Annotated in this window: 15 protein-coding genes; 5 read left to right on the top strand and 10 right to left on the bottom strand. The window is 76.7% G+C overall.

Annotation, left to right across the window (positions count from 1 at the left end):
- Window positions 1-45: 45 nt before the first annotated feature.
- Window positions 46-1,071, bottom strand: a complete 1,026-nt coding sequence (locus tag ACRYMN_RS15220) for a chemotaxis protein CheB (RefSeq protein ID WP_432496750.1) — start codon at window positions 1,069-1,071, stop codon at window positions 46-48.
- Between the two features lie 175 nt (window positions 1,072-1,246).
- Here ACRYMN_RS15220 and ACRYMN_RS15215 point away from each other — a divergent pair, with 175 nt between their 5' ends.
- The gene (locus ACRYMN_RS15215) at window positions 1,247-2,527 is read left to right on the top strand and encodes an MFS transporter (protein WP_432496747.1); all 1,281 of its coding nucleotides are present in this window, start codon (window positions 1,247-1,249) and stop codon (window positions 2,525-2,527) included.
- Window positions 2,528-2,543: 16 nt separating this feature from the next.
- On the opposite strand, the gene ACRYMN_RS15210 is transcribed toward ACRYMN_RS15215, so the two are convergent.
- A complete protein-coding gene (locus ACRYMN_RS15210; RefSeq protein WP_432496745.1) occupies window positions 2,544-3,092 on the bottom strand; it encodes a DUF1360 domain-containing protein in 549 nt (182 codons plus the stop codon).
- A 125-nt stretch (window positions 3,093-3,217) separates the two neighbouring features.
- Between ACRYMN_RS15210 and ACRYMN_RS15205 the strand changes: the two genes are divergently transcribed.
- Window positions 3,218-4,045, top strand: coding sequence for a glycoside hydrolase family 16 protein (locus ACRYMN_RS15205; protein WP_432496742.1), 828 nt, complete (start codon window positions 3,218-3,220; stop codon window positions 4,043-4,045).
- A 40-nt stretch (window positions 4,046-4,085) separates the two neighbouring features.
- Here the strand turns inward: ACRYMN_RS15205 and ACRYMN_RS15200 are convergent, their stop codons facing one another.
- Both ACRYMN_RS15200 and ACRYMN_RS15195 read right to left on the bottom strand, forming a co-directional pair.
- Window positions 4,086-4,730: a maleylpyruvate isomerase N-terminal domain-containing protein gene (locus ACRYMN_RS15200; protein ID WP_432496740.1), complete on the bottom strand. Its 645-nt coding sequence runs from the start codon at window positions 4,728-4,730 to the stop codon at window positions 4,086-4,088.
- The gene (locus ACRYMN_RS15195; protein ID WP_432496737.1) at window positions 4,727-4,891 is read right to left on the bottom strand and encodes a hypothetical protein; all 165 of its coding nucleotides are present in this window, start codon (window positions 4,889-4,891) and stop codon (window positions 4,727-4,729) included. Before ACRYMN_RS15195 ends, ACRYMN_RS15200 begins: the two co-directional genes overlap by 4 nt.
- Window positions 4,892-5,020: 129 nt before the next feature.
- Between ACRYMN_RS15195 and arr the strand changes: the two genes are divergently transcribed.
- Window positions 5,021-5,431 carry an NAD(+)--rifampin ADP-ribosyltransferase gene (arr, locus tag ACRYMN_RS15190; RefSeq protein WP_432496735.1) on the top strand — a complete coding sequence of 137 codons (411 nt, stop codon included), beginning with the start codon at window positions 5,021-5,023 and terminating at the stop codon, window positions 5,429-5,431.
- A 43-nt stretch (window positions 5,432-5,474) separates the two neighbouring features.
- Here arr and ACRYMN_RS15185 read toward each other — a convergent pair whose 3' ends face one another.
- The 5 genes from ACRYMN_RS15185 to ACRYMN_RS15165 form a co-directional block, all read right to left on the bottom strand.
- Window positions 5,475-6,425: an NmrA/HSCARG family protein gene (locus ACRYMN_RS15185; RefSeq protein ID WP_432496733.1), complete on the bottom strand. Its 951-nt coding sequence runs from the start codon at window positions 6,423-6,425 to the stop codon at window positions 5,475-5,477.
- A gap of 54 nt (window positions 6,426-6,479) precedes the next feature.
- Window positions 6,480-7,412, bottom strand: coding sequence for an NADP-dependent oxidoreductase (locus ACRYMN_RS15180; RefSeq protein WP_432496821.1), 933 nt, complete (start codon window positions 7,410-7,412; stop codon window positions 6,480-6,482).
- A gap of 72 nt (window positions 7,413-7,484) precedes the next feature.
- Window positions 7,485-8,429, bottom strand: a complete 945-nt coding sequence (locus tag ACRYMN_RS15175; RefSeq protein WP_432496731.1) for an NADP-dependent oxidoreductase — start codon at window positions 8,427-8,429, stop codon at window positions 7,485-7,487.
- 94 nt (window positions 8,430-8,523) lie between these two features.
- Window positions 8,524-9,426, bottom strand: coding sequence for a helix-turn-helix domain-containing protein (locus ACRYMN_RS15170; RefSeq protein WP_432496729.1), 903 nt, complete (start codon window positions 9,424-9,426; stop codon window positions 8,524-8,526).
- A 72-nt stretch (window positions 9,427-9,498) separates the two neighbouring features.
- Window positions 9,499-10,551, bottom strand: a complete 1,053-nt coding sequence (locus tag ACRYMN_RS15165; protein WP_432496726.1) for an NAD(P)-dependent alcohol dehydrogenase — start codon at window positions 10,549-10,551, stop codon at window positions 9,499-9,501.
- Window positions 10,552-10,654: 103 nt separating this feature from the next.
- Here ACRYMN_RS15165 and ACRYMN_RS15160 point away from each other — a divergent pair, with 103 nt between their 5' ends.
- Window positions 10,655-11,233, top strand: a complete 579-nt coding sequence (locus tag ACRYMN_RS15160) for a TetR/AcrR family transcriptional regulator (protein WP_432496723.1) — start codon at window positions 10,655-10,657, stop codon at window positions 11,231-11,233.
- 168 nt (window positions 11,234-11,401) lie between these two features.
- The gene (locus ACRYMN_RS15155) at window positions 11,402-11,833 is read left to right on the top strand and encodes a nuclear transport factor 2 family protein (protein ID WP_432496720.1); all 432 of its coding nucleotides are present in this window, start codon (window positions 11,402-11,404) and stop codon (window positions 11,831-11,833) included.
- 7 nt (window positions 11,834-11,840) lie between these two features.
- Here ACRYMN_RS15155 and atpD read toward each other — a convergent pair.
- Window positions 11,841-12,699 (bottom strand): F0F1 ATP synthase subunit beta (gene atpD, locus ACRYMN_RS15150; protein ID WP_432496717.1); only part of this gene is annotated, 859 nt, incomplete at its 5' end.

Here is a 12,699-nt window from a genome sequence, read left to right as displayed (position 1 = left end):
ACGCCGCTCACCGCGTCCACCCCGTCCCGCGCGTCCGCCACCGCGTCAGCCGATCGCCTCGTCGTCGGGCACCTGTACGGCGCCGCCGGCGTCGGCGCGCGAGGTCAGCAGGTCGCGGATCGTGCGCGCCGCCGTCTCCGTCTCCGCCGCGCGCTCCAGGAACCGCTGCGCCGAGAGCCGGTGCCCGCTGAGCTGCGCCCGCTCGCCCATCTCCCGGCTCAGCGCGGCGCGCTCCTCCAGGCTGCGCAGCGCCATCCACAGCGCGCTGTCCATCGCCGAGGTCTGCTCCGCGTGCAGGCTCTCCGGGCTCCAGGCGTGCCCCACCCGGCAGCGGAAGCGCACCATGCCGGCCTCCTCGATGCGCCACAGGACGCCGGAGCAGTCCGGGCAGGCGTACCCCGAGGGGGTGCCGGGGTGCTCGTCGCCGCCGATGGCGTCCAGGTCGAAGCGGGCCATGGCGTACTCCTCCTCGAGCAGGTCCGTGGCCGGCGGGGTCGGCGGCGCCTCGGTGCGCACCAGCTCGGCCAGCAGTTCGGGGATGCGCGCCACCGGCAGCACGTGCTCGGGGTGCGCGGCCGCGATCGCGCTGTTCGGCATCCCCGCGTACAGCGCGTCCGCCGGGTCCTGCACCACGCCGAGCCCGCCGCGCCCGCGGATCGCCACCAGCCCGGCGGCCCCGTCGTCCAGGGTGCCCGAGAGCACCACGCCCACCGCCCGCGAACCCACCGCGCGGGCCGCGGAGCGGAAGAGGACGTCGACCGCGGGGCGGTGGCCGTTCTCGCGCGGCCCGGCGCTGTGCAGGACGTGGTCGTCGGAGAGCACCAGGTGCAGGTCGGGGGTCGCCACGAGCACCTGCCCGGGCCGCAGGTGCTCGCCGTGCCGGGCGGCCCGCGCGGGCAGCGGCCCGGCGCGGTCGAGGATCGCCGCGAGGGCGTTGACGCCCGTGGGCGGCACGTGCAGCACCACCAGGACGGTGGCGGGCAGGTCGACCGGCAGCCCGCCCACGAGCGTGCGCAGCGCCTCCACGCCCCCGGCGCTGGCGCCGACGACCACGACGTTGCGCGTTGCCATGACCGGAGCCTAGTGACGCGCCCCCGCCGTGTCCCCGCCGCGCACCCGCCGGTGGGACGGGCGGTGATCGCGGTGGTGCGCCGCGGGGGCCCGACGTACCCTGGACGCCGTAGTCCAGGGTCCGGGCGCCTCAGTGGCTGGGGGTGGCGCCGCCGCACTGGAGGCTACCCACCCCGTGGACCACCACGACGTCCTCACCCCGCCGCGCGCCCGCACCGCCGGCGCCCCCCGCGTGCCGCGCGGCGCCCTGGCCGCCTACGGCCGGCTGCCCGCGCTGGCCGGCCGGCCCTACCTGCTCGTCTCCGCGCTCGCGCGCCTGCCGGTGTCGATGGTGCCCATCGCCGGCCTGACCGCCGTGACCGCCACCTCCGGCTCGCTGGCCGCCGGCGGCGCCGCCAGCGCCGCCACCGCGATCGGGCAGGCCCTCGGCTCGGCCGGCACCGGCGTGCTGTGCGACCGGCACGGGCAGCGGCGCGTGCTGCTGCCGCTGGTCGCCGCGCACCTGCTGGCTCTGGCCGCCCTCGTGCTCTGCCTGGGGCGGGCACCGGTGCCGCTGCTGCTGGCGGCGGCGTTCCTCACCGGCCTGACGCTGCCGCAGGTCGGCCCGCTCTCGCGGGTGCGCTGGATGCTCCTGTCGCCCGCCGACGTGCGCACCGCCCTGGCGTACGAGGGCGTCGTCGACGAGCTGTCCTTCGTCGCCGGCCCGGTCGCCGTCGGCCTGGTCGCGCTCGCCGTGGGGGCGGGCGCGCCGCTGCTCGTGGTCGCCGCCCTGACCGCGGTGTTCACCACGGCGTTCGCCCTGCACCGCACCGCCCGCGTCACCGCGCCCGGTGCGGCCGCCGCCGCCTCCGGGTCCGCGCCCGCCGCCGCGGCCGGGCGCGCCGGGCGCGGGCCCTCCGTGCTGCTGCCGGTGGCGGGGATGCTCGCGATGGGCGCGGTCTTCGGCGGCACCCAGACCGCGCTGACCGCCGCCGCCACCGACGCCGGCCGCGCCTCCGACGGCTCCCTCGTCTACGCCGCGCTCGCCGTCGGCTCGACGATCACCGCGCTCGCGGTGGTGCTCGTGCCCGCCTCGGTGTCCCTGCGCCGGCGCTGGTTCCTCAGCGGCGCCGGCCTGCTCGTCGGCTCCCTGGCGATGGCCGCCGCGGTGGGCAGCACCGCGGCCCTGGTGCCCGCGACGTTCCTCACCGGGTTCTTCGTCGGCCCCGCCATGGTCACCCTCAACACCGTGACCGCCGAGGCCGGCGGGGAGCGTTCCGGCGGCGCCGCGATGGCGCTGCTGACCAGCGGCACCGTGCTGGGCATCGCGCTGGGCGCCTCCGTCGCCGGCGCGCTGGCCGACGGCGCCGGCACCGGGTGGGCGTTCGCGGTGGCGGTCGCGGCCAGCGCCGCGCTGGCCGTCCTGGCGCTGCCGCGCGGCGCCGCGGGCACCGGGACGGCCCCGGCGCGGCGCTGAGCCGTGCCGGGCGCGCTCAGCCCTGCGGCTGGGCCCGCTCGGGCAGGTGCTTGGCGCTGTCGTACAGCAGGTGCAGCACGTCGGAGCCGAACACGGCGGTGAGCATCGCCGCGGCGCTGCGCGTCAGCCGCGGGGCGAGCACCCCGCCGGCCACGAAGCCGGTGGCCACCCACACCCCGGCGCAGAACGGGCAGGTCAGCAGCTCGCCGATCGAGTGCCGCAGCCCCTGGCCGCGCACCTCCTCCATCGTCTCGCCCTCGCCGGCCGAGCCGGCGAAGCGGGTGAACGGGGCGCGGAACGGCGCGGTGACGGCGTCCTTGGTCAGCAGCCGGCTGCCCTGGTGGGTGGCCAGCGTCAGCAGCGCCAGGTCGCCGGCGGTGAAGCGGTCGGGCAGGGAGCGGCCGCGCGCGCGGGCCAGCAGGCTCGCCCCGCCCACGGCGCTCGCGTAGACGCCCATGAGGACGACGAAGCCGCCCAGGGGGCGCTCCTCGTCGCCCTGGTAGGCGGACTGCACCGCGTGCAGGCGCTGGTGCAGCTCGGAGACCTTCGAGACGTCGCTGGGCATGTCCTCCCCCTACCCCGGCGGGGCCGGTCCCACCCGTCGCGCGGAAACCCCGGCGGGCGGCACCGCCGCCCTGGCACCGTGGTCCGCGGCGGGGTGCGGCAGGGGCGGGCGGGCCGGGAGGGGTCGTGGACGCGGTACCGGGGGAGCGGCTGGAGCGCACGGGGCTGCGCGAGGTCTTCCGCGACGACCTCACCGGCCCCGCACCGGACCCGGCGCGCTGGGTCGCGCACTACATGCCGCACTGGAGCACCCCCGAGCGCTCCGCGGCCCGCTGGGCGCCCGGCGACGGGCGCGGCGACGGGCCCCGCGACGGGCTCCGCCTGCTCGTGGAGGCCGACCAGCCGGCGTGGCGGCCCGAGGACGGCGGTCTGCGCGTGTCCAGCCTGCAGACCGGCGTCACCTGCGGCCCGGCCGGCTCCACCACCGGCCAGCACCGGCACCGCCCCGACCTGCGCGTGCGCACCCCGGTGCCCCGCCGGGCGCTGTGGACGCCCTCGCGCGGGGTGGTGGAGGCGGTGCTGAGCGCGCCGGCGGACCCGGCGGGCATGAGCGCGCTGTGGCTGGTGGGGCTGGAGGACGAGCCCGGGGAGTCCGGGGAGCTGTGCGTGGCGGAGCTGTTCGGCTCGGCGGCCGGCGAGCGCGCCTCCGCGGTGCGCTCGGGCGTCAAGGCGCACCACGACCCGCACCTGCGCGACGACGTCGCCGACGTTCCGGTGCCCTTCGACACCCGCGAGCCGCACGCCTACGCCGTCGAGTGGGACGGGCGGCGCACGCGCTGCTACGCCGACGGCGCCCTCCTGCGCACCGTCGAGCAGTCGCCCGCCTACCCGCTGGTCCTGGTGGTCAGCCTGTTCGAGTTCGCCGGGACCGGCGAGCGCGACCCGGCGCGCTACCCGCTCTCGGCGCGGGTGGGCCCGGTGCGCGGCTGGGAGCGCACCGGCGCGACCGCCTGAACGGCCCCGCCGCGACCGGCGCTCGCAGCGCCCGCAGCGCTCACAGCACCGACCACCCCGGCGGCAGGCCCCGCCGCCCGGTCGCGGCCAGCAGCAGCGGCCCGGCGCGCCCGTCGCCGACCGCGAGGTCCGACACCAGGGCCAGCGCCTGCGCCGCCGCGCTCGCGGGCACCTCCAGCGGTTCGCCCAGCGCGGCGGCCAGGTCCGCGGTGTGCACGGTCAGCTCGAACGTGCGGGTGGGCAGGTACTGCGCCAGGCGCATCCCGCCGGCCACCGTCGTGAGCAGCTCGGTGCCGTCGCAGGTGCCCACGAGCGCCACGACCCGCCCGGCCAGGGCCGCCACCGCCGCGGCGGGCTCGGCGCCGAGGGCGGCGCCGGCGTCGCGCCCGCGCTGCGCGACCGCCGGCCCGGCGGCGATCGCGCGGGTGGCGCGCACGTAGCCGGCGGGGGAGCCGACCTGCGCGCCCGCCGCCGGCCGGCCCAGGTACTCCTCCACGGTCAGCAGCGAGCGGCTGGTGTGGCCGACCAGGGCCCGCACGTCCCACTCGCCCAGGCCGGGTCCGGCCCAGCGGTCCCCGACGGCGGCGGTGGTGCGCGCGAACCAGCCCGCCGCGTCGGCGAACGCCGCACGCGAGGCGTCCCACGCGCCGCCCGCGCCGGCCGGGCCGTCGGGCGGGGCGCTCACGGCAGGGCGGGCTGCGCCGGGCGGGTGGGGCCGAAGGCGTCCTCGAGCAGCTGGCGCGTGGTGATGATGCGGTCGCTGGACTCCCACAGCCCGTCGGTGCGCGGCGCCCACAGCCGGTCGCCGCTGTCCAGCACGGGGTTCGCGTGGTCGGTCTCGTGCACGGTGCCCTCCTCGGCGTCGCGGCCGCCGGCCGCCGGCGGCGCTCGCGGGCACCGTAGGCCGCCGGGCGCGGCGACCGTGGGACGCGCGCCGTGCCCGCGCGCAGGACGCCGCCCGCCTACCCTGCTGCGGTGAGCCGAGCGTCCGACGAGGGACCGTTCTTCCACGGCACGCGGGCCGACCTGCGTGCCGGTGACCTGCTCAGGCCGGGTTTCCGGTCCAACTACCGCCCCGAGGTGGTGATGAACCACGTCTACTTCACCGCGCTGCGCGACGGTGCGGGGCTCGCCGCGGAGCTGGCCGCCGGGAACGGCCCGCCCCGCGTCTACGTCGTCGAGCCGACCGGGGACTACGAGGACGACCCGAACGTGACCGACAGGAGGTTCCCCGGCAACCCCACCCGCTCCTACCGCAGCGCGGCTCCGCTGGAGGTCGTCGGCGAGGTCGCCGAGTGGACCCGCCTGACGCCCGAGGAGCTGCGGACGTGGCGGGAGCGCCTGGCCGCCCTCCGCGCCGACGAGCGCGGCGAGATCGTCAACTGACGTCGCGCACCGCCGCGGGGTCCGCGGCGGTGCGCGGCGGGGTTCACGACCGCGCCAGCGCGTCGAGCCGGGAGCGGTGCTCGGCGAGGAAGCCGGCCAGGGTGACGTGGTCGGGGTTGAGGGCGTGCGCCGCGGCCGGGTCGCGCTGCCCGTTGTAGGCGTCGGGGAAGTCGGCGTAGTACTGGAACATGTTGCCCAGCTCCACCGCGCCGGGCACGGGGAAGCCCCGGAACTGCTCCGGTGTCAGCGGCCGGTACGCGACGGGTTCGCCGAGCACCTCGGTGAACGCGGCGGCCACCTGCTCGCCGGTGAGGACGTCGCTGACCGCGGCGACCCTGGCGCCGACGGTCGTGGGGTCCTGCAGCACGCGCAGCACCACGCGGCCGATGTCGTCGGAGGCGACGCCGGCGACCGGGGCGTCCCCGACGGGCAGGTGCAGGGCGAGGGTCCCGTCGTCGTCGCGCTGCGGCGCCAGGTCGCCGAGCAGCTGGTCCCAGTAGAACGACATCAGCAGGTACGTCACCGGCAGCCCGGAGGCGGCGAAGAGGGCGTCGGCGGCACCGCCCTTGACGTCGAAGTGCGGCACCCGGTAGCCGTCGCCGACGAAGGGCATGCGCCGGTCGTCGGCGGGGATGGCCCGCCGGGTGTCCTCCAGCGTGGACCACACCACGTGCCGCAGGTCGGCGTCCTGCGCGGCGGCGATGAGGGTGCGGACCTCGGCCAGTTCCCGCTCGGGGGAGCGGTGCTCCCAGAAGGGGGTGACGAGGAACGCGCCGTGCGCGCCGTCGAACGCGCGGCGCAGGCTACCCCGGTCGGTCAGTTCCGCCTCGACGACCTCGGCGCCGAGGTCGGTGAGGGCGCGCGCCCTCGCGGAGGTGGCGTCGCGGGTGACGGCGCGGACGGCGGAGGTGCCGTCGGCCAGCAGGGTGCGCGCGACCGCGCCGCCCTGGGTCCCGGTGGCGCCGATGACGGTGACGATCGGTCGTGCGGACACGGGTTCCTCCTGGGTGGGGTGGTGGGTGGGGTGGTGGGTGGGGTCGTGCGAGGTTCACTCGGGCAGGACGACCACCTTGCCGGGGATGCGCCCGGCGGCGGCCTCGGCGTGCAGGGCGGGCAGTTCCGCCAGCGCGATGCGGCGGGTGACCTCCACGTGCAGCTGCCCGGCGTCGACCAGGGCGACCAGTTCGGCCAGGCGCTCGCGGTTCGGGCGGACGAAGACGGTCACCGCGCGCACGCCGCGGGACTCGTCGCCGGGGGTGGGGATGAACGCGGTGGTGCTGACCACCTTCCCGCCGTCGCGCACCAGCGCCACGAGCTCGGTGAACTCCTCGGGGTCGAGGGGGGCGAGGTTCAGCAGGACGTCCACCTGCCCCTCGACGGCGCTGAGCAGGTCGGTGCGGGTGTGGTCGACGACCTCGTCGGCGCCGGCCGCGCGCACCGCCTCGGCGCTGCGCGGGCTGGCGGTGGCCACGACGTGCACGCCGGCGCGCTCCGCCAGCGCGACGGCGTACTTGCCCACCACGCCCCCCGCCCCGACGATCAGCACCCGCTGACCGGCCCGCAGCTCACCCTCGTCGAACAGGGACTGCCAGGCCGTCAGCGCCACCGACGGCAGGCCGGCGGCGTCGGGAAGCGGGATCGTGGTGGGCGCCGCGACCAGCGCCTCGGCGGGGGCGAGGACGTGCTCGGCGGCGCCGCCGTCGCGCTCCATCGGCAGGAAACCGATCACCGCCTCGCCGACCCGCAGGCCGTCGACGCCCTCGCCGAGCTCGTCGACCGTGCCGGAGACGTCGTAGCCGGGCACGTGCGGCAGCTGCACCGGGATGGGCAGGAAACCGGCGCGCATGCCGTTGTCGGCGGCGTTGAAGGCGGAGGCCGCCACCCGCACGCGCACCTGCCCGGGGCCGGGGACGGGCAGCTCGACCTCCTCGTGCTGCAGCACCTCGGGTCCGCCGGTCTCGTGGAAGCGCACGGCCTTCATGGTTCGCATCGTCGTGTTCCTCTCGGGGGTTCTCTGGTTCCAGGGGTGGGGGTTCTCGGTGGTGCGCCCGTGTCAGGCCGCGGGTGCGAGGACGACGACCTTGCCGGGCAGGTCCCCGGCGCCGGCGCGGGCGTGCAGCGCGGGCAGGTCGGCCAGGTCCACCCGCTCGGCGACGTCGACGAGCAGTTCGCCGGTGTTCACGCGGGCGACGAGGTCGGCGAGCTGGTCGGCGTCGCTGCGCACGAACAGGTCGGTCCCGCGCACACCGCGCTCCTCGTCGGAGGGGGTGGGCACCCACACGGTGGTGCTGACGAGCCTGCCCCCGTCGCGGACCAGCGGGACCAGCGCGGCCAGCTGCTGCGGGGCGAGCGGGGCGAGGTTGAGGACGAGGTCGACGGGCTCGGTCACCGCCGCCGCCACGTCGGTGAGGGTGTGGTCGACGACCTCGTCGGCGCCGGCGGCCTTGACCCGGACGGCGCTGCGCGGGCTGGCCGTGGCGGTGACGTGGGCGCCGGCCTCCACGGCCAGCTGCACGGCGAACCCGCCGACGGCGCCGCCGGCGCCGTTGACGAGGACCCGCTGCCCGGCCCGCAGGCCGCCGTGGTCGAACAGCGCCTGCCAGGCGGTCAGGCCCACGACCGGCAGGGCCGCCGCGTCGGCCAGCGGGAGGTCCCTGGGGGCCCCGGTCAGCAGCTCCGCCGGCGCGAGGACGTGCTCGGCGGCGGCGCCGGGCGCGGTCATCGGCAGGAAGCCGACGACCCGGTCGCCGACCGCGAGGCCCTGCACGCCCTGCCCGAGCGCGTCGACCGTGCCGGCGACGTCGAGGCCGGGGGTGTGCGGGAGGGCGACGGGGATCGGGCCCTGCATGTACCCGGCGCGGATGTTCGCGTCGACGCCGTTGAACGACGTGGCGGCGACGCGGACGCGGACCTCGCCCGGGCCGGGGACGGGCGTCTCGACGTCCTCGTACCGCAGGACCTCGGGACCGCCGAACTCGTGGAAGCGCACTGCCTTCACCGCTGCACCTGCTCTCGTGGGTGCCACCGGCCTGCCCCGCGGATCCGTTCCGCGGTCCTGGTGACGTCCTCGACGCTCGCAGGTCCCGGCGCGCTCAGCCTGGGCCGAGTCGGCCCACCTTCCGGCCCGCCTCCTGACCCACCTCCTGACCCGCTTCCCGGCCCACCTCGACGACGGCCCGCCCGTCGCTCGCGGCGACCAGCTCCGCCAGCCGGGCCTCGTCGGCCGAGCCCGGGGCCGCGGTCAGCATCACGGCCGCCAGGTCGTCCCCGGGGATGGAGATGAGGTTGCCCACCACGGTGACCGACCCCCCGTCGGACTGGGTGATCGTCGCGCTGCTCTCGTAGGCCGCCACCGGCCGCGGTGCGCGCCAGAGCGCGTCGAAGCGGCGGCTGCGGGTGCGCATGTCGTCGACCATCGCGGCCAGGGAGGTGTCGGCGGGGTAGCGCAGCAGCGAGCTGCGCAGCTGCGTCACGAGGACCGCCTCGTTGTCGTCGGCGTCGGCCGCGGACTGCTTGAAGGCCTCGAACGGGTCGCGGAAGAGGCGCCAGGCGACGTTCCACTGCCAGCGGTCGCCGGTGAGGTTCCAGTGCTCCAGGGCCAGGAACGCGCTGTTGACGGCGACGACGTTCATCGCCGCGTCGGAGACGATCATGGGGGTGTCCGAGAACCGCTCCAGCAGCCGCCGCGCGCCCGGGCCGAGGTCGGTGGGCACCCGCCCGTCGGCGGCGGCGTAGCCGGCCAGCGCGCACAGCCGCTCGTAGTCGGCCCGCCCGACGCGCAGCGCTCGGGCGAGGGCGTTGACCACGCCGGCGGAGGGGTGGCTGCGGCCCTGCTCCAGGCGGCGGACGTAGTCCGCGGACATCCCGGCGAGCTCGCCGAGCTCCTCGCGCCGCAGCCCGCGCACCCGGCGGCTCCCCGCCGGCAGCCCGACCGCGGCGGGGGCGGTGGCCTCGCGCAGCGCGCGCACGGCCGCACCGAACTCCTGACGCTCCACGGCGCGAGTGTGCCCGACCGCCCGTGCGCCCGGAAGGGGAAGATCACGGCTGCGGTGCGCCCGCGGGGGGCCTCACGGGTGCTGCAGGTCGGAGAGGTCCAGGACGAAGCGGTAGCGCACGTCGCCGCGCGCCAGGCGCTCCAGGGCGGTGCCCACCTGCGCCGAGGGCAGCACCTCGACGTCGGCGGTGACGCCGTGGCGGCCGGCGAAATCCAGCAGGTCCCGGGTCCAGCGGTGCCCGCCGCTGCCGGCCGAGGCCAGCGACTTGCGTCCCACGAGCAGGTCGGTGGTCTCGACGGTGACCGGGCCGAGGTGCCCCAGCGAGCACAGGGTCCCGTCGAGGGCCAGCACCCGCAGGTACGGCGCCGGGTCGTGCGCGACGGGCACGCAGTCCAGCACCAGGTCGCAGGACCCGCGCGCGGCGGCCATCGCCTCGCCGTCGGTGGAGACCACGGTGCGGTGCGCGCCGAGGGCGGTGGCGTCCGCGGCCTTGGCGGCGGAGGTCGTGAAGACGGTCACGTGCGCGCCCAGGGCCGCGGCCAGCTTGACCGCCAGGTGCCCGAGCCCGCCGAGGCCGACGACGCCGACGCGGGTGCCGGGGCCGGCGCCCCAGCGCCGCAGGGGTTCCCACACGGTGATGCCGGCGCACATCAGGGGCGCCACGCCGGCGGGGTCGAGGTGGGCGGGGCGGTGGTGGACGAAGCGCTCGCGCACCACCACCGCCGTGGAGTACGCCCCCAGCGTCGGCGAGCCGTCGTGGCGGTCGCGCCCGCCGTAGGTCAGGGTCGGGAACTCGCGGCAGTAGTTCTCCTGCTCCGTCAGGCACATGTCGCAGGTGCCGCAGGAGTCGACGATGTTGCCGACCGCGACGGCGTCCCCGACGGCGAAGCCGCGCACCTCCTCCCCGACGGCGGTGACCTCGCCGACGAACTCGTGGCCGGGCACGAGCGGGAAGGTGCCGCCGGGGTCGCGCAGCGCGTGCAGGTCGCTGTGGCAGACGCCGCAGTGGGTGACGCGGACCGCGACGTCGTCGGGCCGCAGCGCGCGGCGGGTGATCCGCACGGGCAGCAGCGGGGCGCCGGGGGAGGAGGCCTGGTGGGCGGTGGCGGTGGAGGGGCCGGGCATGTCGCTCCCGAGGGGACGTGAAGCTACCAACTGGTCGGTAGTGACGGTAGCCCGTCATCCCCGCCGAGACAACCGACCGGTCGGTCGCCCGTACCCTGGGCGCGTGCGAGACGCTGCGGCCACCCGGCGACGGCTGCTCGACGCCGCCACCGAGGAGTTCGCCGCCCACGGCATCGCCGGGGCGCGGGTGGACCGCATCGCGGTGGCGGCGCGCTCGAACAAGGCGCAGATGTACGCCTACTTCGGCAGCAAGGACGGCCTGTTCGACGCCGTGCTGGACGAGCACTTCGAGCTCATCGTCAACGCCGCGCCCCTGGACGGCGCCGACCTTCCGGGCTACGCCACCGCCCTCTACGACGCCTACCTGCGCCACCCGCAGGCCGTGCGCCTGGCCACGTGGTCCCGGCTCGAGCGCCACGGCGACGGCGGGGATCTCTTCGCCGACGGCGTCGACCACAGCGCGCCCAAGGTGGCGCTGATCGCCGCTGCCCAGCGCGACGGCCACGTCGACCCGGACCTCGACCCCGCCGACGTGCTCTCCCTCGTCGTGGCCATGGCGATGTCCTGGAGCCCGGCCAGCATCCTGCTCGCCGCCGCGGCGGACGACCCCGCCGCGGTGCACGAGCGGCGCAGGGCGGCGCTGGCCGCCGCGGTGCGCCGCGCCGTCGCCCCGCCGCGCTGAACCCGCCCGGAGCCCGGCGGTTCAACCGCACAACCATGGTTGTGTATCCGGCTGCTGCCTCCCTACCCTGCAGGGGTCCGCGCGATCGACCGCGCACCGCCACCGCGGGCAGGACCACGCACGACGGGTGTCAACGGGTTCCGGCGGGTTCCGGCGAGGGAGGCTGAGATGGGTGCGGCGGACGTGGTGCACAGCTACCTGCGGGCCATGACGGCGGGCCGGTGGGAGGAGGGTTTCGACCACTTCGCCCCCGACGTCACCGGTTACGTCCCCGGGCGATCCGCGCTGGCCGGGCGCAAGCAGGGGCGCGCCGAGGTGGAGGGCTACATCCGTGCCGTCCTGGAGCGCTTCGGTGGCCGGGCGCGCGTGGAGGTCCTGGACGTGCTGGAGGGCCGCGAGCACGTGGGGGTGCTGGTGCGCGAGGTGCTCGGCGGCCCCGGGGACGGTGAGGGTGGTGAGGTCGGCGAGGGTGCGGGACCGGCGGGTGGTGGGCCCTTCGAGCTGCTGCGGCTGAACACGTACCGGGTGCGCGACGGCAGGATCGTGGAGGTCCGCATCTTCGAGTCCGACCAGGACGCCGCCGACGAGCACCTGGGGTAGCGGCGGTTCAGCTCCCCCTCTGGATGCGGGCCCAGTTGCGCTCGACGTCCTCCAGGCCACCGACGTTGAAGAACGCCTGCTCCGCCACGTGGTCCAGCTCCCCGTCGGCGATCTTCGAGAAGCCCTCGATCGTCTCCTTCAACGGCACCGTCGAGCCGGCCACCCCGGTGAACTTTTCCGCCATGTACGTGTTCTGCGACAGGAACTGCTGGATGCGCCGCGCCCGCGAGACGGTCAGCTTGTCCTCCTCGCTCAGCTCGTCCACACCCAGGATCGCGATGATGTCCTGCAGCTCCTTGTTGCGCTGCAGGATCTGCTTCACCCGCACCGCGGTGTCGTAGTGCTCCTTGGAGATGTACAACGGGTCCAGGATCCGGCTGGTCGAGGCCAGCGGGTCCACCGCCGGGTACAGACCGCGCGAGGCGATCTCGCGGGAGAGCTCCGTGGTCGCGTCCAGGTGCGCGAACGAGGTCGCGGGCGCGGGGTCCGTGTAGTCGTCCGCGGGGACGAACACGGCTTGGAGGGACGTGATGGACCTCCCCCTCACCGACGTGATGCGTTCCTGCAGGACGCCCATCTCATCGGCCAGGGTCGGCTGGTAACCCACCGCGGAGGGCATGCGCCCCAGCAGCGTGGAGACCTCCGAACCGGCCTGGGTGAAGCGGAAGATGTTGTCGATGAACAGCAGCACGTCCTGCTTCTGCACGTCGCGGAAGTACTCCGCCATCGTCAGCGCGCTCAGCGCCACGCGCAGGCGCGTGCCCGGCGGCTCGTCCATCTGCCCGAAGACCAGCGCGGTCTTGTCGAAGACACCGGCCTCGGCCATCTCGGCGATCAGGTCGTTGCCCTCCCGGGTGCGCTCGCCG

Origin of the sequence: Kineococcus gypseus, from assembly GCF_050871305.1 — a bacterium.
GTDB classification, from domain to species: Bacteria; Actinomycetota; Actinomycetes; order Actinomycetales; family Kineococcaceae; genus Kineococcus; species Kineococcus gypseus.
The sequence above is the reverse complement of the archived record's forward strand: the minus strand, read 5'-3'. Positions and strand labels throughout refer to the sequence as shown.